The organism is Streptomyces sp. NPDC004134 (assembly GCF_042874195.1).
Classification (GTDB): Bacteria; Actinomycetota; Actinomycetes; order Streptomycetales; family Streptomycetaceae; genus Streptomyces.
This window is the reverse complement of record NZ_JBIAMS010000011.1, coordinates 185,437-209,333: the sequence shown is the minus strand read 5'-3', so window position 1 is coordinate 209,333 and position 23,897 is coordinate 185,437. Positions and strand designations below refer to the sequence as shown.

Here is a 23,897-nt window from a genome sequence, read left to right as displayed (position 1 = left end):
CGTACCACGTGTTACCGCCGGCGGGCACCTCCGACGTGCAGCGGCTGCGGCTGGCGGAGGTGGGGGGGGGGGGGGGGGCCGCCCCCGGGGGGGGGGCCCCCCCCCCGCCCGCCCCCCCCCCCCCGGGGCGGGGGGGGGGGCGGGGCGGTGGGGGGGGGGGGGGGCCCGCCCCCGGCGGCGGCCCGGATGCCGCGCAGCAGCCCGTACTGCACGACGGCGAAGCCCAGCACCACCGCCGCCTGCAGCGGGATCCACACGTACCCCGCGGTGGTCGGGTCGAGCACCCCGGTGGCGAGGACGACGATGCTGGCCACCGCCCACACGATGTTGATGTCGACGACCAGCGCCACCAGCCGCGCGGGCGGCGCGGGCTTGCGGGCGAGCCAGGCGACGTCGGCGGCGTAGACGACGAGCACCGCGCCGAGCACGAGCAGCAGCCCGCGGTCCATGCCCAGGAGGTCGGAGAGGGGCCCGGAGAGGGCCAGGTACGCCAGCCCGTTGCCGCCGGTGACGACGGCGTCGAGGCCGAGCCAGCGGCGGAGCGTGATCTGCGGGGTGGAGGCGGCGGTCGGGGAGACGGCTGCGGACATGACGGATCACCCTCCGGGAGACGTAGGTACTGGTCAGAGCCGGAACCCGGGCCGGAGTGCGCCGGTCCGGGCTCCGATGCCCCTACGGTGCCCGCCCCCGCTCCGCACGTCGATTACCGGCGAGGTAATGTCCGGCTCCCCACGGTCCGGATCCCGGGCGGGCGACCTGCCGGTTCCGGCGCTGTTGCGGTGCCGCGTCCGTGGCCCTACGTTTCCGGAAGCGGCCCGTGCCCGGCCTGAGATGAGACGGCGATGGAACTGGAACTGCGGCATCTCAAGCTCGTGCGCGCCATCGCGGAGACGGGGAGCCTCACCCGGGCCGCCGGCCGCCTCGGCCTCGCCCAGTCGGCGATCAGCGCGCAGCTCAAGCGCATCGAACGGGCCCTGGGCGGGCCGTTGTTCGTACGCGACCGGGCGGGCGCCAGGCCCACGGCCCTCGGCGAGCTGGTGCTCGACCGGGCGCAGGTGCTGCTGCCCGCGGTGCGGGAGCTGCAGGAGGAGGCGGTGCGGTTCGCCAACGCCTGGGAGGACATGCACCGGTTCCGGCTCGGCGGTACGCACGGGCCGCTGCTGGGGGCGCTGGTGGACCGGCTGGCGGCGCTCCACCCGGACGAGCCGGTGAGCACGTACACCTCCTGGTCGGTGCAGGAGATCAGCGAGATGGCGTCCTCGGGGCGGCTGGACTTCGCGCTGATCGGGGTCTGCGGCGAGAGCCCGCCGCCCGCCGAGGACCTGGAGTGGCGGCTGGTGGGCACGGACCCGGTGTACCTCATGCTCGCCGGGGACCATCCGGCGGCGGACGAACCGGAGCTGGAGCTGGGGCGGTTCCGCGAGGAGCGGTGGACGACGGTGCCGGGTGAGGGGTGCTTCGGGGACTGCTTCTCGGCGGCGTGCGCGCGGGCCGGGTTCACGCCGACGCCGATCCTGGAGACCGATACCGTCTCGTGCGCGCACCTGGTGCAGGTCGGCCGCGCGGTGGGGCTGTGCCGGGCGACCATGCCGCCGACGCCGGGGATCGCCACCGTGCCGATCACGGGGACGCCGCTGAGCTGGCGGCACCTCATCGGCTGGCACCCCGAGTCGCCCGCGGCGGGCATGGCGCCCGCCGTGCTGATGTACGCGCGGGCGGCGCACGCGGAGGCGGCGCGGCGCAACCCGGTCTACGCGAAGTGGCTCGCCACCCACCCCGAGTACGGCACCGCGGGCTGACGGGCCGGCCGGCCGCGGTCAGCCCGCGTGCTGGTCCTCCGCCACCGGCTCCGGGCGTACCCCGGCCGCCGCCGCCCGGCGCACGACCGGGCCGCCGCACTCGCCGATCCACCGGCGCAGCACCCGGTGCACCGACTCGGCGCCCGCCAGCGTCTCGCCCGCGGGCACCGGCGGCGTCAGCCCCTCGGGCCAGAACAGGAACGCCCGGCTCTGCTCGCCGCCGAGGCCGCCGTGCGAGCCGATCTGGTCCTCGAAGGCGTGCACGGTGCCGGTCTGCGGGTCGTACGAGGAGTTGACCATGATGTCCGCCGCGTGCGGGAAGCGCGCGGTGCGCAGCACCGTGCCGGCGGCGCCGGGCCCGAAGGGCAGCAGCGGGTCGATGCCGACGACCTTGCCGGTCTCCAGGTGGTGCTCCGCACCGTCGGCTCCGAGGACCACCGGACCGTGCTCCTCGGAGCGCACCAGCACGAAGCCCACCCCGGGGTGCTCCGTCAGCGCCGGCAGCAGCGCCGGGTGGCGGCGCTCGATCGTCTCCCGGCTGACCACGCCGGGCAGTTCGGGGAAGGACACCAGGCCCAGGTTCCCGGAGCCGAGCACCACGGGCTCCAGGCCGCGGCGCCCCTCGCCGCCGTGCCCGTCCTCCGGGCGCTCTGGGCGGCGCAGGGCGGCGCGGGCGGCGGTGCGGGCCTCGGCGCCGCTCCTGGACTTGCCGGCCCGCCGCGAGACGGGCAGCCCGCAGCCGGCGCGTACCAGGTCCTGCAGCGTGAGGCCGTACGCGGCGGCGAACGTCGGGCCGTGGCTCTGGCCGTGGTCCGACAGCAGCACGATGCGGTACGGGCGCGGGGCGTGCTCCGCGGCCTTGGCGATGAGCGCTATCGAGCGGTCGATGCGGCGCAGCACCTGCTGGGTGTCGCGGTGCTGCGGCCCGGAGTAGTGCGCCACCTCGTCGTACGCGACGAGGTCGGCGTAGACCGCGGTGCGCCCCGCGAGCATGTCCCCTATGACGGAGGCCACGACGACGTCCCGGGAGACGACGGTGGCGAAGGCGCGGACGAACGGGTACAGCCCGCCGCGGCCGACGCGCGGGGTCTCCCGGCGCAGCCGGGAGCGCACCGACTGGAACACCTCGCGGGCGGCCTCGGCGACGAAGGAGGCGAAGGTGCGGGAGGCGTTGGCGGGGTCGGAGAAGTAGGCGAAGTACCCGGCGCGGGAGCGGGTCTTCTTGTTCCGCCGGACGGCGACCGACAGCACCAGGGCGAGCTGGGTGGCGCCGCCGGTGAAGAGGTTGCCGCGGCTGGCGGTGTCGCCGGGCTCCCCTGTGGCCAGCAGCCCGCCGGGCGCGGCCGGGTCCCCGGCGCGGGCGGCGGCCCGGCGCTCCAGCTCCTGCGCGGTGGAGGGGTGGCTGCAGACCATCACCTCGCCGGTCTCCTTCTCGTACCAGCGGAAGGCGGGCACGTCCTCGTTGGTGCCGTGCAGGATGCCGAGCTGGCTGGCGCCCGTCTGGCTGGACCAGTCGGTGCGCCAGGGGACGAGCCGGTGGCTGGTGCCGTGCCAGGAGGCGACGGTCTCCATCACCGGCGGCAGCCGGTGGGCGAGCAGCCGCTGCCCGCCGAGGCTGCGCCCGCCGGTCCGCTCGCGCTCCTGCAGCGCGGCGTGCAGCACGTCGTGGCCGACGCCGTCGAGCTGGAGGAAGACGATGCCGGGGGCGGCGTCGGGGGACACCGCGGGGGCGCCGCGGCGGTACGCGAGCCGGGCGAGCCGGCGGCGGTACGCGCCGTCGTCGCGGACGGTGAGCGCGGTGCTGGTGGCGGAGGAGGCGGCGGACATCACCGCGGCGACGACGACGGCGGTCTCCGGGTTGGCCTCGCCGCGTCCCGTGGGGTTGAGGCTGAGCGCGATCAGCAGCAGGGAGCCGTTGAGGAAGAAGACGAGCAGGCCGAGCACGAACGCGGGGACCAGCAGCAGGGCCCGGACGAGCACGGGCCACACCAGCGCGGAGAGCACGCCGAAGACGCCGGCGCCGACGGCGGCGGTGACGGCGATGTGGGTGGCGCTGTCGCCGTCGGGCGACTGGAGCCGGAAGTCGGGCAGGGCACCGGCGAGGATGAGCATCGTCACCGTGCCGACGGCCCAGACGACGACGATCCGGCCGAGGCCGCGGGCGGCGGCGCGGCGGCCCTTGCGGGTGGCGGCGGCCCGCAGGGCGGTGAGGCCGGCGCGGGGGTCGGTGCCGGGGGCGGAGCGGGAGGGGTGGTCCTCGTCCGTACGGGACCGGTCGTCCGGCTCCTTACCGGACCCATGGCCGGCGTCCGTACGGGACCGGTCGTCCGGCTCCGTACCGGACCCGGACCCGGGCCCCGGCTCCGGCCGGGACCGGGGATCCCCCTCCGTGCCGGACGCGGGATCCGGCCGCGCGGGGAACTGGTGGTCCGGGTCCGCGGGGGACCCGGCGTGCGGCCCGGACCCGGGGTCCGGGCCGGGTCTGGTGCCCTCCCCCGCGCCCTCCCCGGACGCGGGCTCCTCACCCGCTCCGGAGTACCCGCCGGACGACTTCCGCGGCTCTGCCATGCGCTGTCTCACCTCCGCTCCTGTCGTACCAGCCTTCCACAGCCGGGCGGCAACCCGTTCCGCCCGGCACCGCGGGGCCGCGGGGGGCGGGCGGGACGCCGTACCCTCGGTGGGGCCGGAGCTGGTGGTGGCGGCGGAGGGAGCGGGCGTTGCCGGTCGAGATCACGTGGTGGGGACATGCCACCGCGACGGTGCGGGACTCGGGGGTGCGGGTGCTGACCGACCCGCTGTTCGTGCCGCGGCTGATGCACCTGCGGCGGCGCCGCGGCGCCCTGCCGCCGCCCTCGGCCGCGATCGCCGACGTCGTGGTCGTCTCCCACCTGCACTCCGACCACCTGCACCTGCCGTCCCTGGCCAGGATCGCACCCGGCACCCGGCTCGTGGTGCCGTACGGGGCCAGGAGCGCCGTCCCCGGGCTGGGGCGGCTCGCCGGCTCGCGCGGGCTGCCGGTGACCGAGGTGCGCCCGGGCGACGAGGTCGCCGCCGGGCCGCTGACGATACGCGCCGTGCCCGCCGCCCACGACGGCCGCCGCTGGCCGTACGGGTCGCGCACCGCGCCCGCGCTCGGCTACGTCTTCGAGGGCGAGGCCCGCACCTACTTCGCCGGCGACACCGGCCTCTTCGACGGCATGGCCCGCGCCGTGGGCGCGTGCGACGTGGCGCTGCTGCCCGTCGGCGGCTGGGGTCCGTTCCTCGGCCACGGGCACCTCGACCCCGGCCGCGCCGCCGAGGCGCTGGCGGAGCTGGCGCCGCGCGCGGCGGTGCCGGTGCACTACGGCACGTACTGGCCGATCGGCATGGACGCCGTCCGGCCGCACGAGTTCCACGCCCCCGGCCACGACTTCGTCCGCCGGGCCGCGGCGCTGGCCCCGGAGGTGGCGGTGCACCGGCTGGGGCACGGCGAGGGCATGCGGCTGGAGGCGGCCCGTTGAGGCTGCCCAACGCGCCGCCCCCGCTGCTCGCCGCCGCCGGGGACGTGGCCCCCGCGCAGCAGGCGGTGGGCTACCCGTCGCTGTTCCTGCTCGTGCTCGTCGGGTCGCTGGTGCCCGTGGTGCCGACGGGCGCCGTCGTCAGCTCGGCCGCCGTCGTCGCCTTCCACCACGAGGCCGCGTACGCACTGCTGCTGGTGTTCGGCACCGCCTCGATCGCCGCCTTCCTCGGCGACGTCGCGCTCTACTGGCTGGGCAGCCGCGGCGTGCGCTCGCGCAACGGCTCGCGCTGGCTGGACCGGCTGCGCGACCGCGTCGCGCCCGAGCAACTCGCCCACGCGCAGCGGAAGCTGGAGCAGCACCGGATCTCGGTCCTCGTGCTGTCGCGGCTGCTGCCGGCCGGGCGGATCCCGGTGATGCTGGCGTGCCTGCTGGCGCGGATGCCGCTGCGCACCTTCGTGCGCGGCAACTTCCCCGCCTGTCTGGCGTGGGCGGCCACGTACCAGTTGATCGGCATCCTCGGCGGCTCGCTCTTCCCCGAGCCGTGGCAGGGGGTGGCGGCCGCGGTGGCGCTGACGGTGCTGATCAGCGTCGCGCCGCCGGTGTGGCGCCGGCTGCGCGGCCGCGGCGACCGGGGGCAGGGCGCGTAGCGCGTACGCGGCCGCGCCCCGCGTGCCCGCCGTACCCTCCGCACCGCCGTCACAGCACCCGCGAAGAACCCACCGGCAGGTCCCACAGCTCCGCGCGCGGCCGGCCCGTGCGCTCCCAGGCCGCCCGCACCCGCCGCAGCGGCTCCAGCGGCGGCTCGGCCGACAGCAGGAACGTGCCGAAGTGCATCGGCGCCATCCGCCGCGCGCCGACGTCGCCGCAGGCGCGCACGGCCTGCTCGGGGTCCATGTGCACCGGGCCCAGCATCCAGCGCGGCGAGTACGCGCCGATGGGCAGCAGCGCGAGGGCGATGCCGGGCAGCCGGCGGCCGATCTCCTCGAAGAAGTGGCCGTAGCCGGTGTCGCCGGCGAAGTAGACCCGCCGGCCCGAGCCGTCGGTGAGCACCCAGCCGCCCCACAGCGAGCGGCAGGTGTCGGTGAGCGTGCGCTTGCTCCAGTGGTGCGCCGGTACGAAGTCGAAGCGCACAGGACCGCCGGGCGCGGGCAGTTCCGCGGTCTCCCACCAGTCCAGCTCGGTGACCCGGGTGAAGCCGCGGCGGCGGCACCAGCGGGCGAGCCCGGCGGGCACGAACAGCGGGGTGGTGCGCGGCAGCCGCTTGAGGGTGGGGCGGTCGAGGTGGTCGTAGTGGTTGTGGGAGACGACGACGGCGTCGACGGGCGGCAGGTCCTCCCAGCGCACCCCGACGGGGGTGACGCGGGCCGGGGTGCCGAGGATCCGCCGGGACCACAGCGGGTCGGTGAGCACGGTCAGGCCGCCGATGCGCAGCACCCAACTGGCGTGCCCGGCCCAGGTGACGGCGACGGTGGCGGGGCCCGCGGCGGGCAGCGGGCCCGGCTCGTAGGGCAGCTCCGGGATCTCTTCGAGGGTCCTGGCCGACGGGCGGAACTGGCCGGTGCGGGCCAGCCGGGCGAGCATGGAGATGCCGGGGAGGGGGGCGTTGAGGCGGTCGGTGAAGGACCGCGGCCAGCGGCGGATCTCGCCGAGGGGGCGCAGTTCTGTGGCGGAGCGCTCGGTCGGTGCGGCGGGTCCTGCGGCTCCCGTCCGAGGTGACTGGCTGGTCAACGGCGGGCTCCTGTCAGCTCGGTGAGGGCCGATCCGAGGGACCTCAACGCCTCGGCCACCTGCGGCCACTCCGCGGGATCCGGCTGCTCCTCCCCCGCGGTTCCGGGAGCGGCGGGGACCCCGGGGGCCGTCGGGACGGCCACGGGGGCGGGGGTCAGGGTGGTCGCCGCGGCGGCGGGCGGCCGGGCCCGCGCCGGGGCGAGGGCGGCGGCGTGCGCGCCCCCGGCGTCGCCGAGCAGCGGCGCCGTCGTCACCCGCAGCCGCAGCGCGGTGAGGTCGTCGCCGAAGCGCTGGGCCCCGGCGACCGCGCAGGCGCGGGCCCCGGGGCCCAGCGCCCGGACGACGGCCGCCTCCAGGTCCACGGCGTCCACGACGCCGCCGCGGGCCAGGTCCCGGCGCAGGGCTTCGAGGTCCGCGTACACGTGGTAGCCGGCCTGCGGCGGGCGGACCAGCGCGCCGGCGGCGGTGAGCACGTCCCGTACGGCCGCGGTGAGCGCCGTGTGCAGCCGTACGGCGGCGGCCAGCCGGCCGGTGACCGCGGGCGGCTCGGCCAGCGCCGCCGCGGCGGCGGCCTCGACGGGCGGCGGCAGCGGCGGCACGGCGGTACCGAGCACGGCCAGCGCGGCGGTGTGCAGCACGGTGCCCGCGCGGGTGGCGGGGAAGCGGGCCACGGCGGCGGGCCAGCCGGGCGGGGTGAGCGTGCCGCCGAGGTCGGCGAGGACGACGACGTCGTCGGGCAGCATCTCGGCGGGGCTGACGAGCACGGTGGCGTGCGGGTCGTGCAGGGTGTCGCGGTACGTCTCGTCGCTGACGACGAGCAGCCCTTCCCGGGCCGCCGCCTCGCACGCCTCGTGCACCAGCTCCGGCGGCGGCACGGTGCCGGTGGGGTCGTCGGCGACGGAGAGGACCAGGAGCCGCGGGTCGCCGCCCTCGGCCCGTACCCGTCGCACGGTCTCCAGCAGCGCGACCGGGTCGGGGGCGCCGCCGGACTCGGCGGTGGTGGGCACACGGTGCACGGCGCGGCCGAGGATCGCCGGCTGCGCCGCGTACCAGGACGCCGAGGGGCGGGGCAGCAGCACCTCGCCGCCGACCGCGGCGACCAGGGCGAGGAGCAGCGCGGGGCCGCCGGGTGCGGCGAGGGTCCGCCCGGGGTCCGTGGCCAGGCCGCGGCGGTGCCAGTAGCCCGCGGCGGCGGCGCGCAGCTCCGGCCCGCCGCCGGGCGGCCCCGGGGCGGCGGTGGCGGCGCCGGCGAAGCCGTCGACGAGCTCCGCGGGAGGTGGCAGACCGGCGTCGGGGACGGCCTGCTGCATGCGCCACCTCCCGCCGTCACGCGCCCGTCGGGCGCTCACAAGGGTGCGAATCTCTCCCACTGTCCCAGATCGGGCGGCGACCGGGGCGGTGCGCTGCGCGCCTGGTCAGGTGAGGTGCGGCCGGGCGGGGGCGGCGGAGCGCGCGGCCGGCGTTCGGCCCTGTGCCCGGCCCGTACGCCCCCGACGTCCCGTCCGGCCCGCTTCCCGTCCGCACGGTCCTCAGCCGCGCTCGCGCGCGCCGTCGCGGGTGCGGCCGAGCGCGACGGAGCGCTCGGGGTGCCGGCTCAGGTACTCGCCTTCGAGCTGCGCCATGCGGGTGTTGTGCATGGCGAGCGCCGCCGCGGAACCGTGCAGCAGCGTGTCGTGGCGGGTGCGGTGGATGGTCTCCAGCTCCCTTATCAGTTGCTGGTCGGTCAGCCGCGCGGGGGCGATGCCGCCCCGGCGCCGGTCGCTCTCGCCCATCTGCGGCTCTCCTTCGCGCCGGCGGTCTCCGTCTCCCAGGATCGGGCAATCCGGGTTCCGCTGCTACCCGGGGGACGCTCACAAGTGCGCGGAACCCGCTCTGACTGCCCGGATAACGAGACGATACTTCTCGTCATACGAGACAGGAGCTACGCTGCCGACATGGCCGTTTACACACATGGACACCACGACTCGGTGCTGCGCTCGCACCGCTGGCGCACGGCCGCCAACTCGGCGGCGTACCTGACCGGCGAACTCCGCCCGGACATGCACGTCCTCGACCTCGGCTGCGGCCCCGGCACGATCACCGCCGACCTGGCCGCCCTCGTGCCCCGGGGCCGGGTGACCGCGGTGGACGCCGAGGAGGGGATCCTGGCGCAGGCGCGCGCGGTGGCGGCGGAACGGGGCGTGGCGAACGTGGAGTTCGCCGTGGCCGACGCCGAGGCGCTGGACTTCCCGGACGACTCGTTCGACGTGGTCCACGCCCACCAGGTGCTCCAGCACCTCGCGCACCCGGTGCGGGCCCTTGAGGAGATGCGCCGGGTGTGCCGCCCCGGCGGGCTCGTCGCCGCGCGGGACGCGGACTACGCGGCGATGACCTGGTACCCGGACGTGCCCGCCCTGGACGACTGGCTGGACACCTACCGCCGGGTGGCCCGCGCCTCGGGCGGGGAGCCCGACGCGGGGCGGCGGCTGCTGGGCTGGGCCCGCGAGGCGGGGTTCGAGGACGTCACGGCCTCGGCGGGCGCGTGGTGCTTCGCGGCGGCGGAGGAGCGCGCGTGGTGGAGCGAGTCGTGGGCGGACCGCACGGTGGCCTCGTCGTACTCCCGGCTCGCGGTCGACGGCGGGCACGCGGACGCCGCGGCGCTGGCGCGGATCGCGGCGGGCTGGCGGGAGTGGGGCGCGGCGGCCGGCGCATGGTTCGCGGTGCTGCACGGCGAGGTGCTCTGCCGGGTGCCGTGACGGCGCGCCGGGCCAGGCGCGTACCCGCGCCAACGGCCCGGCGTCCGGGCGGGCTTCGCCGCCCCTAGACTCTCCCCATGGAGATCCTCGGCACCTCACTGCGCATCTGCGTGGACGACCTGGAGTCCGCCGTCGACACGTACGAGAGGCTGACCGGCGAACAGGCGCAGCACTTCTCGCAGGCGGGCGTCTCCGTCGCCGCGGTCGGCTGCTTCCTGCTGATGTCGGGTCCGCCGCAGACCCTGGACGTGCTGCGCAGAATCACCGCGACGCTGGCGGTCAAGGACGTCGCCGAGGCGTACGCGACGCTCCGGTCGGTCGGCGCGGAGATCGTCGCGGGCCCGTCGGAGACGCCGATCGGGCGCAACATGGTGGCGCGCCACCCCGACGGCAGCATCTTCGAGTACGTCGACCGCCGCCGCTGACCCGCGCCCCGGCCGCTAGCCCCGGCCACTACCGGGAGGCGCCGCCGATGCCGGTCATCTCGACGGTCAGGGCCCAGCGTTCGTGGTCGCGCCAGGCGCCGCCGATGAACAGGTAGTCGGGCGAGAAGCCCTCCAGCCGGAAGCCGGCGCGCTTGGCCAGCGCGATGGAGGCGGCGTTGCCCGGCTGGACGTTGATCTCCAGGCGGTGCAGGCCGAGGTGGGTGAAGGCATGCCGGACGACGAGGCCGATGCCCTCGGACATCAGGCCGCGGCCGGCGTACGGGACGAAGGCCGCGTACCCGAGGGCGCCGGAGAGGAAGGCCCGGCGCACGATGGCGTTGATGTTGACGAAGCCGGCGAGGGCGCCCGACTCCCGCTCGCAGACGAGGAACCCCTCGGTCTGCGGCTCGGTGAGCCGCTCCAGGTAGGTGCGGTAGTCGGCGGGGGTGGCGGGCGGGGACAGCCACGGGTGGTGGAGCCCGGCGCTGGCCCGGGCGCGGGCGAGGAACTCCTCCTCGTCCGCGGGGCGCGGGGTGCGGATCGCGGTACGGGCGCCGGCCGCGACGACGTCGTTCTCTGGCACCGGGCGAGTGTACGCCCCGCCGGTCAGGGGTTCGGCTGGACGAACCGCAGCCGGTTGCCGAACGGGTCGGTCAGCTCCAGGATCGTGCCGATCCCGGCGTCCTCTTCGAGTCCCGGCTTCAGGTACGGGTAGTCCTTGGCCTTCAGCTCGGCGTGCAGTTCGCCCGCGCCGTCGATCTCGACGTAGACCGTGGCGCCGGGGCTGGCGTCGCCGTGGTGCTCGCTCAGGTGGAGGGTGAGGTCGCCGCGGGAGACCTGCATGTAGAGCGGGAAGCCGTCGGCGAACCTGTGCTCCCAGTCGACCGTGAAGCCCAGGTAGTCGACGTAGAACTCGCGGGCCTTGGCGATGTCGAAGATGCGCAGGATCGGTGCGGTACGCCGGAAGAGGACAGTCATGACTCCACTATGCCTCCGCCGCCAGCCGCTCGGCGAGACGGCGCATCTCGTCTCCGGCCAGGTAGTGGCCGGGCAGCCCGGGGATCTCGACGGGGCGTCCGGTGGGGCGCCGGGGCGGGTGGCGTATGAGGTGGCCGAGGACGCGGGCGGCGAGCGCGGGATCGTCGGGCGGGTCGCCGAGGACGTAGTGGTAGGCGTTCGGGCGCCAGTGGGGATAGCGCTCGGTGAGGCCGACGATCAGCGCGGGCGGACGGCGCCGGTACGAGGCGTACGGCTCGGCGTAGTACGAGGTGCGGCGGCCCTCGGCGACGTTGCACGACTCGCAGAGCAGGCCGCGGACCAGCCCGGAGACGTGGTGGTGGTCGACGACCAGCCGGGCCGGGCGCAGCCCGCAGACCGCGCACCGGCCGTCCTGCCACCGCCGTATCGCCGCCAGCGCCCCGCCCGGACCGGCGGCGGGTGCACGGGCCGGGCCGCCCGGTGTGCCGGGCGGCGTCCACTCGTGGCAGGCGGGGACATCGCGGCCCGGCCCCGGGGTGCTGCTCATGGTTCCGACGCTACGGCCCGGCACTGACATCGGCCGCCGCCCGCGGCCCCTCCGCCCGCAGCAGCGCGACGAGTTCGTCCACGTGCTCGCGGCGGGTGAGGAACCCGTTGACGTTGATCCGCAGCGCCCGCCGGCCGTCGAGCACCGTGGTCGCCACCCACGCCCGCCCGCCGCGCTCGACGCGCTGCTGGAGCGCACGCTGCACCGCGTCCCGCGTGCCGGGCGGCGCGTCCCGTACCGCCGCGGGCAGATAGCGCACGCAGCACACCGCGGTCTGCACGTCGCCCGCCGGCTCGAAGCCGTCCGCGGCGGCCAGTTCGGCGGCGAGGTACCGGGTGAGGTCCAACTGCCGTTCCACGATGCGCCGGTAGCCGTCCCGGCCGAGGCCCGCGAGCGCGGCCCAGAGCTTGAGCGCGTTGGCGCGCCGGGTGCCGAGCTGGCCGAGGCGGAAGAAGTCGAGCGGCCCTTCGTCCGGGGGGCCGTCCGCCGGCCCGCGGCCGCCGCCCCGCCGGTCGTCCAGGTACGCCGGATCGGTGTCGAAGGCGTCGCGCAGCACCCGGGCACCGTGGCGGGTCAGCAGCGCACCGCAGGAGAACGGCACGAACATCCACTTGTGCGGGTCCAGCGTCGCCGAGTCCGCCCGCGCCACGCCCCGCAGCAGCCCGCCGTGCGCCGCGGAGAACGCCAGCGCCCCGCCGTACGCGGCGTCGACGTGGAACCACAGCCCGTACTCCGCGGCCACGTCGGCGAGTTCGTCCAGCGGGTCGACGGCGCCGGAGGAGGTGGTGCCGGCCACGCCGACGACGCAGGCGGGCCGCAGCCCGGCGGCCAGGTCCCGCTCGACGGCGGCGCGCAGCTCGCCGACCCGGATGCGGAAGCGCGCGTCGGTGCCGACGCGGCGCAGGTTGTCCCGGCCGATCCCGAGCACGTCCACGCCCTTGACCAGTGAGAAGTGGGCCTGCTCTGAGGCGTACACGCGAAGCCGCGCGCCGCCGAGGCCCGCCGCGGCCGCGGTGCCGGCCGCCGCGTCCCGGGCGCACTTCAGCCCGATGAGGTTCGCCTCCGACCCGCCGCTGGTGAGCGTGCCGAACGCGCCGTCGCCGTAGCCGAGAAGGTCGCACAGCCAGCGCAGGACGCGCTCCTCCAGCGCGGTCGCGGTCGGCGACTGCCGCCAGGCGGCGGCGTTCTGGTTGAGCGCGGAGCACAGCGCGTCGGTCCAGACGGCGACGGGCAGCGGCGCGGGGTTGAACAGGCCGAAGTAGCGCGGGCTGGAGATGTGCGTGGCGTCGGCGACGACGTCGCGGGCGAGCGCGTCGAGCAGCTCCAGCGGATCCGTGCCCCGCTCGGGCAGCGGCCCGGCGAAGCGCTCGCGCAGTTGCTCCGCGGTGGCGCCGGAGCAGACGGGGAGGCCGTCCAGCGCGGCGGCGTAGTCGGCGACCAGTCGCGTCGCGGCGGTGCCCAGCCGCCGGTGCTCGGCGGCGAGCGCCGCCGCGGTGAGGTCGTCGTCGTACATGGATACGTCCATGAAGCCGATCTTCACAAGCGGCCCCGCGACAGGGAAGGGGCATCTTTCCGATGAGAAGACATAGGGTTTTCCTATGGCAGTGTCATTGGAGGATCTGCGGGTGTTCCGGTCGGTGGCCACGGCCGGCAGCTTCGGCCGGGGCGCCGCGCGGCTGCGGCTGAGCCAGCCGGCGGTCAGCGAGCGGATGGCCCGGCTCGAACGCGACCTGGGCCGCCCGCTGTTCCTGCGCGGCGGCCGGGGCGTGCGGCTCACCGCGGCCGGGGAGCGGCTGCTGCCCTATGCCGAGCGGTGCCTGGCGCTCGCCGAGGAGGCGGTCGCGGTGGTACGGGCCGAGCCCGGCCGGCCGCGGGTGCGGGTCGCCCTGCACGCCACGTTCGCGCCGAGCGTGGTGCCGCGGGTGCTCGACGCGCTCGCGCCGCTGGACGTCGAGGTCGCGTGCACCGACGCGCACAGCGAGGAGGTGGTGCGCGGCCTGGCCGACCACACCGTGGACATCGGGTTCGTGGTGCCGGGACCGTACCCGCACACGCTGACCGTGGAACCGTTCCTGACCGACCCGGTCGTCTGCGTCGCCCGGCCCGGGCACCCGCTGGACACCGGGGAACCGCTGCGGATCCGGGACCTGGCCGCGTATCCGGTGGCGTGTACGACGTGGGGCGACGGCGCGGCGCGCTTCCTCGACCTGCTGCGCGCGACCCCCGTACCGGCGACCAGGCTCCACCCCGTCTCCCCCGCCGAGACCGTCGCGAGCCTGGCCCGCCGCGGCAGCCACGCCGGGGTGCTGACCCGCTCCACCGTCGGCCCGGACCTGGCCGCCGGCGCGCTCGTCGAGCTGCCCGTCACCGACCTGCCGCGCTGGGAGCTGACCCTCGCCCTGGCCCACCGGGCGCAGGACGCCGCCACCGCTCCCGTACGGGCGCTGCGCGCGGCGCTGCTCGGCGCCGGCTGAGGCCGCGGGGCGCCCGCGTCACCTGCGGCGCTGGAGCATCCAGCCCACGATCATGCCGATCACCGCCACCGCCAGCAGCGCCAGCCACAGCGGCGTGGTGACCTCCCAGAACAGCAGTTGGATGCGGGTGCGCCGGGTGTTCTGGAAGATGAACGCAAGGCCGAGGGCGGCCAGCACCAGCGCGGCCACCCGGCGGGCCGTGAGCGCCTGCCGGGGGCCGCCCGTCCGTACCGAGGTATGAGCCATGAGCCCAGCCTCCTCCCGGCGGCCGGGATCGCGCCCGGCGGCAGGGCCCGTTCGGGCGAACGCCGCCCGCCGGCTCAGGCGAGCCCGGGGGCGTCGAGGGTGAGGGTGCCGGCGTCCGCGTCGAGGACGGCGGGGAGGCCGAGCGGGACGGTGAGGGCGGGGACGCCGTGGCCGAAGTCCAGGCCCTCCAGCACCGGCACGCCGAGGTCGCCGAGCCGGTCGGCGAGCACGGCGCGGACGGCCTCGTAGGGTCCCGAGTCCTCCCAGGTGCCGCAGACGACGCCGGCGACGCCGGTCAGCCAGCCGCTGCGGCGGAGCTGGGTGAGGATGCGGTCGAGCCGGTAGTCCTCCTCCTCGACGTCCTCGATGAGCAGGATGCCGCCGGCGGCCCCGGCGCGGGCGCCGGGGGTGCCGAGGCCGGCGGCCAGCAGGCTGACGCAGCCGCCGAGGGTGACGCCGCGGGCCCGGCCCGGGACGAGGGCGCGGGCGCCGGGGCTGGTCAGGCGCCGCACGGCGGCCGGCTCGAAGAGGGTGCGGCGCAGGTGCTCGCGGGTGGTGCCGTCCGCGACGAACGGGCCCCAAGCGGGCATCGGCCCGTGCAGGGTGGCCACGCCGAGGTGGGTGGCGATGGCCTCGTGCAGGGCGGTGGCGTCGCTGAAGCCGACGTAGACCTTCGGCTCCGCGGCGCGCAGGGCGGCCCAGTCGACGTGGTCGAGCATGCGGTGGGCGCCGTAGCCGCCCCTGCCGGAGAAGACCGCGGCGATCTCCGGGTCGAGCCAGGCCCGCTCGAAGTCGCGGGCCCGGGCGGCGTCCTCGGCGGCCAGGTAGGGCAGCGTGCCGTGCTCGCCGTACGCGGTGGGGTGGACGACGGCGTCCAGGCCCCAGCCGCGCAGCACCTCGACGCCGGCGTCCAGTTCCTTGCGCGGGCACCCGCCGCTGGGGGCGACGACCGCGACCCGGTCGCCGGTGCGCAGCCGGCGGGGGCGGACGAGTGCGGCGGCGGACCCGGTGCCCGGGGCGGCCGGGCGGGCGGCCGCGGCGGCGGGGGGCACGGGGGCGCCCAGGTCCACGGCCGGCACGTCCGGTGCCGCGAAGCCGAACGTCTGCGCGTACAGCGACAGCTCGGCCTCCAGCGCCCGGATCAGCGTGTCGGCCCGGCGGAAGCCGTGGCCCTCGCCCTCGAACGTGAGGTACGCGTGCGGCACGCCCCGGCCGGCGAGCGCGGCCAGGAAGCGCTCGGACTGCACCGGCGGGCAGATCACGTCGTCCAGCCCCTGGAGCAGCAGGAACGGCACGGTGATCCGGTCGGCGTGGTGGACCGGGGAGCGGTCGCGGTACCGCTCGGGCACCTCGGCGAGCGGGCCGACCAGCGACTCCAGATAGCGCGACTCGAAGTCGTGGGTCTCGTCGGTGGCCCAGCCGGCGAGATCGAGGATGGGGTAGACGATCGTGCCGCACGCGTACAGCCCCTCGGCCAGCGGCGAGGTGAGGGACGCGGCGGTCGTCCAGCCGCCCGCGCTGCCGCCGCGGATCGCCAGCCGGGCCGGGTCGGCGGTGCCCTCGTCGGCCAGCGCGCGGGCGACGGCGGCGCAGTCCTCGACGTCCACGACGCCCCACTGCTCGCGCAGCCGCTCGCGGTAGGCGCGGCCGTAGCCGGTGGAGCCGCCGTAGTTGACCTCGGCGACGCCGATGCCGCGCGAGGTGAAGTAGGCGATCTCCAGGTCGAGCACCAGCGGTACGTGCCCGGTGGGGCCGCCGTGCGCCCAGATCACGTACGGCGGCAGCTCGTCCTCGGGGCCGGTCAGCTCCGGGTGCCGCGGCGGGTAGACGTGGGCGTGCACCTCGCGGCCCCCGGGGCCCGCGAAGGTGCGGGACACCGGCCGCGGCAGGTAGTCCGGGTCGACGGCGTCGCGGTGGGCGTTGCCCGCGACGCGGGCGTAGCCGGTGGCGGTGTCCAGCTCCACGACCTCGTACCCGGTGACGGGGCTCGCGGCCGGGCCGAAGACCCGCTCGCCGGCGACGGCGAGGCCCGCGGCCCAGTTCGACCAGGGGCCCGGCACGTCGGCCAGCTCGCCGGTGGCGGGGTCGAGGACGCCGAGGCGGGTGCCGCCGGTGCCGTGCAGGGTGGCGACGAGACCGCTGCCGAGGACGGCGAACCAGCGCAGCCCGACCTTCCACAGCGCGTCGGCGAACTCCTCCGGCAGCGGGCAGAGCGCGGTGGTCACGTCGGTGGCGGGGTCGACCCGGTGCAGGTTCCACCAGCCGGTGCGGTCGGTGGCGGCGACCAGCGTGCCGTCCGGCAGCCACTCGGCCTGTGCGACGGACTCCGCCTCGGAGCCGGTCTGGGCGCCGAGGACCGTGGTGACCCCGGCCAGCCGGCCGTCGCCGGTGACGTCGGCGACGCGCAGCTCCGTGCCGTCCCAGGGCATCTGCGGGTGGTCCCAGGCGATCCAGGCGGCCTGCCGGCCGTCCGGGGAGAGGCGGGGGCCGGTGACGAAGCGGTGCCGGTCGTCGGTCAGCTCGCGCACGGCGGCGCGGTCGGAGGCCGCCGATCCGTCGAGCGGCACGGCGGCGAGCACGCGGCGTACGTCGGTGGGGGCCTGCCCGGTGAACTCCTCCAGCACGCACCACACCTCGCCGCGCTCCGGCAGCACGACGGCGTCGCACCAGCGCAGCCCGCCGCCGACGGCGGAGACGGGGGTGAGCGGGCGGGGCTCGCCGCCGCCGTCCGGCTCGTACGCGTACAGCCGCTGGTCGGCGAAGTGGGTGAAGACGATCAGCGGGCCGCCGGTGGCGCGCGGGGCGCCGGCCCAGGGCCGGCCGCCGTACTCGATGACCCTGTTGCGCACGTTCCACGGCGGGGGCAGCACCGACTCCTCGGTGCCGTCCGGGCGCAGCCGCACCAGCGCCCGGCGCCCGCCCTCGCGCGGCCGCGGGGCGGTCCACCACACCTCGTCGCCGACGGTGTCCAGATACTCCGGGCGGCCGTCGTGGGTCGCGGCGAGGGCGGCGGTCAGGGGGGAGGGCCAGGAGCCGTACGGGGCGGTGGTCACGGGCGGCGTCGTCTCTTTCCGCTGGTGGTCGAGGCGCCGGCCGCACTGCCGGCGCGCTCGCTGGTCGTTGGCCGCTTCCCGCGCGGCTGCCCGGGGCGGTGTGCCGTCAGGCCGATCTGAGGAAGTCGTCCAGCACCCGCACGCCGAAGTGCAGCGCGTCCACCGGCACCCGCTCGTCCACGCCGTGGAACAGCTCCTGGTAGTCGAATCCGGCGGGGAGCTTCAGCGGCGAGAAGCCGTAGCCGGTGATGCCCAGGCGGGAGAACTGCTTGGCGTCGGTGCCGCCCGACATGCAGTAGGGCACGACGTGCGCGCCGGGATCGAAGCGCTCCAGGGAGGCGCGCATCGCGGCGTAGAGGGGAGCGTCGACGGGGGCGGTGAGCGGCACCTCGCGGTGGCTGAACTCCCAGTCCACGTACGGTCCGGTCAGCTCGTCGAGCGTGCGCGCGAACTCCTCCTCGCCGCCGGCCACCATCCGGCCGTCGATCTGCGCGGTGGCGCTGCCGGGAATGACGTTCACCTTGTAGCCGGCTTCGAGGACCGTGGGGTTGGAGCTGTTGCGCACGGTGGGCGCGACGAGGGCGGCGGCCGGGCCGAGCTTGGCCAGCAGCGCGTCCACGTCGAAGGCGGGGTCGTCCAGCTCCCCGGGGGCGACCTCGACGCCGTACGCCGCGGCCGTCTCGACGAGCGCCGCGCGGACGGTGGGGGTGAGCCGCACGGGCCAGCGGTGCTCGCCGATGCGGCCGACGGCGGCAGCCAGCCGGGAGACGGCGTTGTCCGCGTTGACCTTCGAGCCGTGTCCCGCGCGGCCGCGGGCGGTGAGCCGCAGCCAGGCCGTGCCGCGCTCGCCGGCGGCGACGGGGTAGAGGCGCAGGCCGTCGCCGGCGTGGAAGGTGAAGGCGCCGGACTCGCTGATGCCCTCGGTGCAGCCGTCGAAGAGCGCGGCGTGCTCCTCGGCGAGATAGCCGGATCCGTACTCGGCGCTGGCCTCCTCGTCGGCGGTGAAGGCGAGCACGATGTCGCGCCGGGGGCGGACGCCGGCGCGGGCCCAGGCCCGTACGACCGCGAGGACCATCGCGTCCATGTTCTTCATGTCGATGGCGCCGCGGCCCCAGACCACGCCGTCGCGGACCTCACCGGAGAACGGGTGGACGCTCCAGTCGGCGGGCTCGGCGGGCACCACGTCGAGGTGGCCGTGGACGAGCAGCGCGTCGGCGCCGGGGTCTGTGCCCTCGATACGGGCCACGACGTTCGTCCGGTCGGGGGCCTTCTCCAGCAGGGTGGGCTCGATGCCGGCACCTGCGAGGCGCTCCGCGACGTACTCCGCGGCCTGGCGCTCCACGCCGTCGCCGCCGCCGTGGTTCGTGGTGTCGATGCGGATCAGGTCGGAGGTGAAGCCCACCACCTCGTCCAGCGCCGCGTCGTCCGGGCCCGGGTGCGGGGCGGCCGGCGCCTGCCGGGTCGCGTCAGCCATACTGCTCCTCCACCGCGGCCGAGACGAGCGTGGTGACCGCCTTGAAGCAGCGGATGCCCTCGTACATGGTCTCCGTCGTGTACGCCACGCGCCGCTCGCCGGTCGGCGCCACGCCCGGCACCACCGTGGCCGCGCCGGCCAGATGCTCCGCGTCGAACTCCAGCTCCACCGTGAACGGGCCGCCGCGCACCGGCTCCGCCCGCACCGCGAGCGCCGCGCCCTCGGTGGCCGCGGCCCGGATGTCCGCCGCGGTACGCGCCGGGGTGCGGCACACCGCGGCGTACCGCGACACGTAGTCCTTGACGGCGACGCCGGGGGCCGCGGGCGCGTACCCCTTGGCGTCCTCGATGGTCTTGTCGTCCCCGGTGACGAGCACGACGGGGACGCCGAACTCGGCGACCACGTGCGCGTTCAGCAGGCCCTCGCTGGCCCGCACGCCGTTGAGCCAGACGCCCGTGATGGAGTTGGCCAGGTAGGTGTGCGCGAGGACCCCTTCGGCGCCCGCGCCCGTGTGATAGCCCACGAAGGCGATGCCGTCGACGTCGCCGTGCTGGACGCCCTCGACCATGGACAGCGACTTGTGCCGCCCGGTGAGCATCTGGGCGCGGTCGTCGATCCGCTCTAGCAGCAGATTGCGCATCGTCCAATGCGCCTCGTTGACCAGCACCTCGTCGGCACCGCCGGCGAAGAAGCCCTCGATGGCGGCGTTGACGTCGGATGTGAACATGGGCCGGCAGCGCTCCCACTGCGGGCCGCCGGGAAGCACGTCGGCGGGCCACGTGACGCCGGTGGCCCCCTCCATGTCGGCGCTGATCAAGACCTTCATGACGAGCCACGGTACGCGGTCGGACGAAGCGGTGAAACCCCTGTGGATACGTACAGAGGTCTAGACCGCCTCAACTCCCCGGGAACGCCCCGCGACCAGCCACTTCGACGGCTGTCCCGGCTCTCCGCCAGCCGGAGGAAGCCCGCTCGCGACGACCGGCGCCGCGCCCCCGGCGCACGCGTCCCGGCGCGGGTCCTCCGCCGGTCGCGAGGGGCTAGTCGCCGTGGCCGAGCTGGAGGTCCCGTTCCGTACGGCCGCCGCCCTCCACGCGCAGCACCGTGGCCACCGGCGGGTACCCGGCGGCGATGACGGTGTACTCGCCCGCCGACAGGTCGACGAAGCGGAACGCGCCGTCCGGGCCGGTGGTGCCGGTGTCGACGACGTTGCCCGCGGCGTCCAGGAGCGTGACCCTGGCGTCCTCCACCGGCCGGCCGCCGTACGCCCGTACCGTGCCGCGCAGCACCGCGCCGCCGGCCAGTTCGACGTCCTGCCGGGTCTCCCGCGCCGCCTGCACCGAGACCGGCAGCGCCGCGGGCCGGAAGCCCGGCGCGGTGGCCGCCAGGGTGTACTCGCCGGCGACCAGTTCACCGATCGCGTACGACCCGTCGTGGCTGCTGCGCGCCGAGGCGACGACCTCCCCGCGCGCGTCGGTGAGCGTCACCACGACGTTCCCCAGCGGCGTGCCGTCGGCCGCCGCGACGGTGCCGCAGATGCGGCCCGCGCCGCCCAGCACGAGGTCCAGTTCGACCGGCCGGTCCCCGACGGTGACCGTCACGGCCTGCGGCTGGTGCCCGCCGGCCGCGGCCACCAGGACGTACGAGCCGGCGCCCGGGGTGGGCAGCACGTACCTGCCGTCGTCGCGGCTGGCGTCGCGGCCCACCTGGCGGCCGGCGCCGTCGATGAGCGTGAGCGCCGCGCGCGGCACGGTGGTGCCGTCCTGGTGCTGCACGCTGCCGCAGACCGGCACCCCTGTGCCCGCCGGGACGGTGCCGCGGGCCGCGGGCACGGTGGTGTCGACCGCCGGGTACTCGTCCGTGGCGGGGCCGGGCCCCGAGTGGTTCTGGGACACCAGTGGTCTCTCCTTCAGCAGGAACGCGAACACCACGCCGAGGACGAGCACGGGCACCAGGTACAGGAAGATGCCCGGCATCGCCTCGGCGTAGGCGCGGATGTAGCCGTCGCGCAGCTCGGCGTCGAGCGCGTGGACGGCCTCGGGGGTGATCGACTCCGCCTCCGGCAGCGTGGTGCCGGGGGGCGGCGGGGGCAGGGTGCCGACCAGTTCGTCGGCGAGGCGGTCGAAGAAGAGGGTGCCGAAGACGGCCGTGCCGACCGAGCCGCCGATCTGCCGGAAGTAGTTGTGCGCGCTGGTCGCGACGCCCAGGTCGGCGGGGCGCACGGCGTTCTGCACGGCCAGGATGAGCACCGGCAGGACGAGCCCGAGGCCGATGCCGAGGACGGCCATCCAGATGCTGTACGAGAGCTGCGACGTGTCCTCGTCCAGGCGGGAGAGCAGCCACATGCCGACGGCGGCGACGGCGCAGCCGGCCACCGGGTAGGGGCGGTAGCGGCCGGTGCGGGTGATGAGCTGCCCTGAGGTGATCGAGGCGGCGACGGTGCCGATCATCATCGGCAGCATGAGCAGTCCGGACTCGGTGGCGCTGGCCCCGTCGACCATCTGCAGGAAGGTCGGCAGATAGCTGGCGGCGCCGAACATCGCCACCCCGGTCACCACCCCGACCAGGGAGGTGACGTTGAAGATGCTGTCGCGGAAGAGCCGCAGCGGCATCACGGGTTCGACGGCGAAGTGCTCGACGACGAGCAGCAGGACGGTGGCGGCGACGGCGCCCGCGCCGAGGCCGAGGATGACGTCGGAGGTCCAGTCGTACTCCAGGCCGCCCCAACTGGTCAGCAGCACCAGGCAGGTGGAGGCCGCGGCGAGGAACAGCCCGCCGAGGACGTCGAGCCGGGGCCGGGCCGTCGGCTTGGGCAGCTTCAGCACCAGTCCTGTCACCAGCAGGGTGAGCAGGCCGAAGGGGACGTTGAAGTAGAAGCACCAGCGCCAGGACAGCTCGTCGGTGAAGAACCCGCCGAGCAGCGGTCCGGCGACCGAGGCGAGCCCGAAGGACGCGCCGATCAGGCCCATGTACCGGCCGCGTTCGCGGGACGGGACGATGTCCGCGATGATCGCCTGCACGCCGATCATGAGGCCGCCCGCGCCCAGCCCCTGGACGGCGCGGAACGCGATGAGCTGGTCCATGCTGCCGGAGGCCCCGGCGAGCCCGGAGCCGATGACGAACACCACGATCGAGAACTGGAAGACGCCCTTGCGGCCGAAGAGGTCGCCGAGCTTGCCGTAGATCGGCAGGCTGATGGTGGACGTGAGCAGGTAGGCGGTGATCGCCCAGGACATCCGGTCCAGGCCGTGCAGCTCACCGACGATCTTCGGCAGCGCGGTGGCGACGATCATCTGCTCCAGCGCGGCGAGCAGCAGCGCGAGCATGAGGGCAGGGAACACCAGCCGTACGCGCCGGGGGCTCAGCTCCCCGCCGTCGCCGGGGCCCGCCGCCGCGCCGCGCCCGGCCGGCGGTCCGCCCTTTCCGGTACGCCCCGGCCGTTGCGCCGGCTCCGCCGGTCCCGCCGCCGGGCCGGCCGCGGGCACGGTGACCGGCTCGTCGTTCACCAGGGTCGTCCCCACGTGCCACTCCCCATCGTCCGCCTGCGCCGGACCATTTTTCGCACCGCGCAAGATCCGGGGGCAAACGGGATTCACTCCCCCGTACGGCGCCGCGGGACCGCGCCAACTCTGGTGCGCGGGGCACCCATCGGGCGCTCATCAGCGGCTTTCGCGACGAGCCCGCGGAGCCGGGGGCGTAGGGGCGCGCGGCGGGAATCCACTCGAACCGGCGAGCTGCGCGGGGCCGCGTCCGGCGCGGCGTTGACCGGGATCACCCGATCGAGGACTCGACGCGAAGGGAACGTGTGTTCTATTCTCGGCGGCAGATCAACAGGAGGTGCCGATGCGCTGGGAGAATCTGACCGACGAGGCCGCCGACGGCGGCGCGGCCACGGGGGCGGCGGCGCCCGCCCTCTTCGGCACGGCGGCCGTCGTGACCCGCACGTTCGACACCCCGGAGTTCCGCGGGATCACGTTCCACGAGGTGCGGGCCCGCTCGATCGTCAACAGGGTGCCGGGCGCGTCGCGGATGGCCTTCGACTGGACCGTGAACCCCTACCGGGGCTGCAGCCACGCCTGCGTCTACTGCTTCGCCAGAAAGACCCACGACTATCTGGACCTCGACACCGGCCGCGGCTTCGACTCGCAGATCGTGGTGAAGATCAACGCCCCGGAGCTGCTGCGCCGCGAGCTGGCGAGCCGCCGGTGGCGCGGCGAGCACATCGCCATGGGCACGAACGTCGACTGCTACCAGCGGGCCGAGGGGCGTTACCGGCTGATGCCCGGCATCCTCGCCGCGCTGCGGGACTTCGCCAACCCGTACTCGATCCTCACCAAGGGCACGCTCATCCTCCGGGACCTGCCGCTGCTCAAGCAGTCGGCCGAGGTCACGCAGGTCGGGGTCGCGGTCTCGGTGGGCTTTCTGGACGAGGAGCTGTGGCGGACCGTGGAGCCGGGCACGCCCGCGCCGCAGCGCCGGCTCGACGTGGTGCGCACGCTCGCGGAGCACGGCATCGGCTGCGGGGTGCTGATGGCTCCGGTGATCCCGTTCCTCAGCGACTCCCCCGGGCAACTGCGCGCCACGGTGCGGGCGGTGGCGGAGGCGGGGGCCACGTCGGTGACGCCGCTGGTGCTGCATCTGCGGCCGGGCGCGCGGGAGTGGTTCATGGCCTGGCTGGAGCGCCACCACCCGCATCTGGTCGGCCGCTACCGCACGATGTACGCGGGCGGGTCGTACGCGCCGAAGTGGTATCAGCGCCAGATCACCCGCCAGGTCCACGAGTACGCGACAGAGCTGGGCATAGGCCCGTCGGCCCCCGGCATCGCGCGCCGCATCGAGCCCGAGGAGGGACCGGACGCGCCGCCGGAGGGCCCGGAGAACACGCAGTTGACGCTGCTCTGACGCCGGTCGGCGGCGCTACGCCACGGCGGGCCCGGG

The 23,897-nt window shown here is 76.0% G+C and carries 20 protein-coding genes and 1 pseudogene; 7 read left to right on the top strand and 14 right to left on the bottom strand.

The annotated features are described in order from the left end of the window. Window positions 1-170: 170 nt before the first annotated feature. Window positions 171-590: pseudogene (locus tag ACFYVJ_RS16775) on the bottom strand (hypothetical protein); the annotation flags it as partial. Between the two features lie 252 nt (window positions 591-842). Between ACFYVJ_RS16775 and ACFYVJ_RS16770 the strand changes: the two are divergent. Continuing rightward, entirely contained in the window at window positions 843-1,799 is a 957-nt protein-coding gene (locus ACFYVJ_RS16770; RefSeq protein ID WP_388891805.1) for a LysR substrate-binding domain-containing protein, read from the top strand. Window positions 1,800-1,817: 18 nt separating this feature from the next. On the opposite strand, the gene ACFYVJ_RS16765 is transcribed toward ACFYVJ_RS16770, so the two are convergent. Continuing rightward, window positions 1,818-4,367: a phage holin family protein gene (locus ACFYVJ_RS16765; protein ID WP_388891802.1), complete on the bottom strand. Its 2,550-nt coding sequence runs from the start codon at window positions 4,365-4,367 to the stop codon at window positions 1,818-1,820. 149 nt (window positions 4,368-4,516) lie between these two features. Here ACFYVJ_RS16765 and ACFYVJ_RS16760 point away from each other — a divergent pair, with 149 nt between their 5' ends. Further along, window positions 4,517-5,299, top strand: a complete 783-nt coding sequence (locus ACFYVJ_RS16760; RefSeq protein ID WP_388891799.1) for an MBL fold metallo-hydrolase — start codon at window positions 4,517-4,519, stop codon at window positions 5,297-5,299. Between the two features lie 2 nt (window positions 5,300-5,301). Beyond that, window positions 5,302-5,946 carry a DedA family protein gene (locus ACFYVJ_RS16755; RefSeq protein ID WP_388891843.1) on the top strand — a complete coding sequence of 215 codons (645 nt, stop codon included), beginning with the start codon at window positions 5,302-5,304 and terminating at the stop codon, window positions 5,944-5,946. A 49-nt stretch (window positions 5,947-5,995) separates the two neighbouring features. On the opposite strand, the gene ACFYVJ_RS16750 is transcribed toward ACFYVJ_RS16755, so the two are convergent. The 3 genes from ACFYVJ_RS16750 to ACFYVJ_RS16740 form a co-directional block, all read right to left on the bottom strand. Next, on the bottom strand, window positions 5,996-7,027 hold the full coding sequence (locus ACFYVJ_RS16750; RefSeq protein WP_388891796.1) for an MBL fold metallo-hydrolase: 1,032 nt from the start codon (window positions 7,025-7,027) through the stop codon (window positions 5,996-5,998). Further along, window positions 7,024-8,337: an aminotransferase class I/II-fold pyridoxal phosphate-dependent enzyme gene (locus ACFYVJ_RS16745; protein WP_388891793.1), complete on the bottom strand. Its 1,314-nt coding sequence runs from the start codon at window positions 8,335-8,337 to the stop codon at window positions 7,024-7,026. Before ACFYVJ_RS16745 ends, ACFYVJ_RS16750 begins: the two co-directional genes overlap by 4 nt. Before the next feature lie 219 nt (window positions 8,338-8,556). After that, entirely contained in the window at window positions 8,557-8,799 is a 243-nt protein-coding gene (locus tag ACFYVJ_RS16740) for a DUF6158 family protein (RefSeq protein WP_388891791.1), read from the bottom strand. Between the two features lie 162 nt (window positions 8,800-8,961). Here ACFYVJ_RS16740 and ACFYVJ_RS16735 point away from each other — a divergent pair, with 162 nt between their 5' ends. Together ACFYVJ_RS16735 and ACFYVJ_RS16730 are read left to right on the top strand one after the other, a co-directional pair. Then, a complete protein-coding gene (locus ACFYVJ_RS16735) occupies window positions 8,962-9,762 on the top strand; it encodes a methyltransferase domain-containing protein (RefSeq protein WP_388891788.1) in 801 nt (266 codons plus the stop codon). 77 nt (window positions 9,763-9,839) lie between these two features. Further along, entirely contained in the window at window positions 9,840-10,187 is a 348-nt protein-coding gene (locus ACFYVJ_RS16730; protein WP_027770346.1) for a VOC family protein, read from the top strand. A gap of 28 nt (window positions 10,188-10,215) precedes the next feature. Here ACFYVJ_RS16730 and ACFYVJ_RS16725 read toward each other — a convergent pair whose 3' ends face one another. Genes ACFYVJ_RS16725 through ACFYVJ_RS16710 form a run of 4 tightly spaced genes read right to left on the bottom strand, consistent with a single transcriptional unit; the run spans window position 10,216 to window position 13,237 of the window. Beyond that, entirely contained in the window at window positions 10,216-10,770 is a 555-nt protein-coding gene (locus tag ACFYVJ_RS16725; protein WP_388891785.1) for a GNAT family N-acetyltransferase, read from the bottom strand. A 23-nt stretch (window positions 10,771-10,793) separates the two neighbouring features. Then, window positions 10,794-11,165 carry a glyoxalase superfamily protein gene (locus tag ACFYVJ_RS16720; RefSeq protein ID WP_101420679.1) on the bottom strand — a complete coding sequence of 124 codons (372 nt, stop codon included), beginning with the start codon at window positions 11,163-11,165 and terminating at the stop codon, window positions 10,794-10,796. A 7-nt stretch (window positions 11,166-11,172) separates the two neighbouring features. Beyond that, window positions 11,173-11,712, bottom strand: coding sequence for an endonuclease domain-containing protein (locus tag ACFYVJ_RS16715; RefSeq protein ID WP_388891781.1), 540 nt, complete (start codon window positions 11,710-11,712; stop codon window positions 11,173-11,175). Window positions 11,713-11,722: 10 nt separating this feature from the next. After that, window positions 11,723-13,237, bottom strand: coding sequence for a pyridoxal phosphate-dependent decarboxylase family protein (locus tag ACFYVJ_RS16710; protein WP_388891779.1), 1,515 nt, complete (start codon window positions 13,235-13,237; stop codon window positions 11,723-11,725). A gap of 73 nt (window positions 13,238-13,310) precedes the next feature. On the opposite strand from ACFYVJ_RS16710, the gene ACFYVJ_RS16705 reads away from it, so the two are divergent. After that, entirely contained in the window at window positions 13,311-14,186 is an 876-nt protein-coding gene (locus ACFYVJ_RS16705) for a LysR family transcriptional regulator (protein ID WP_388891776.1), read from the top strand. A gap of 18 nt (window positions 14,187-14,204) precedes the next feature. Here ACFYVJ_RS16705 and ACFYVJ_RS16700 read toward each other — a convergent pair whose 3' ends face one another. The 5 genes from ACFYVJ_RS16700 to ACFYVJ_RS16680 all read right to left on the bottom strand — a co-directional run bounded on the left by ACFYVJ_RS16700 (window position 14,205) and on the right by ACFYVJ_RS16680 (window position 22,480). Then, window positions 14,205-14,432, bottom strand: coding sequence for a lipopolysaccharide assembly protein LapA domain-containing protein (locus ACFYVJ_RS16700; protein ID WP_125937852.1), 228 nt, complete (start codon window positions 14,430-14,432; stop codon window positions 14,205-14,207). Window positions 14,433-14,506: 74 nt separating this feature from the next. After that, window positions 14,507-17,485 (bottom strand): prolyl oligopeptidase family serine peptidase, encoded by a 2,979-nt coding sequence (locus ACFYVJ_RS16695; protein WP_388891774.1) that lies wholly within the window; start codon window positions 17,483-17,485, stop codon window positions 14,507-14,509. A gap of 106 nt (window positions 17,486-17,591) precedes the next feature. Continuing rightward, window positions 17,592-18,959, bottom strand: a complete 1,368-nt coding sequence (locus tag ACFYVJ_RS16690) for a M20/M25/M40 family metallo-hydrolase (protein ID WP_388891771.1) — start codon at window positions 18,957-18,959, stop codon at window positions 17,592-17,594. Further along, window positions 18,952-19,785: a M55 family metallopeptidase gene (locus tag ACFYVJ_RS16685; RefSeq protein WP_101420685.1), complete on the bottom strand. Its 834-nt coding sequence runs from the start codon at window positions 19,783-19,785 to the stop codon at window positions 18,952-18,954. Before ACFYVJ_RS16685 ends, ACFYVJ_RS16690 begins: the two co-directional genes overlap by 8 nt. 214 nt (window positions 19,786-19,999) lie before the next feature. Then, window positions 20,000-22,480, bottom strand: coding sequence for an MFS transporter (locus ACFYVJ_RS16680; RefSeq protein ID WP_388891768.1), 2,481 nt, complete (start codon window positions 22,478-22,480; stop codon window positions 20,000-20,002). Window positions 22,481-22,802: 322 nt separating this feature from the next. Between ACFYVJ_RS16680 and ACFYVJ_RS16675 the strand changes: the two genes are divergently transcribed. After that, window positions 22,803-23,861, top strand: coding sequence for an Rv2578c family radical SAM protein (locus ACFYVJ_RS16675; RefSeq protein ID WP_388891766.1), 1,059 nt, complete (start codon window positions 22,803-22,805; stop codon window positions 23,859-23,861). Window positions 23,862-23,897 lie beyond the last annotated feature (36 nt).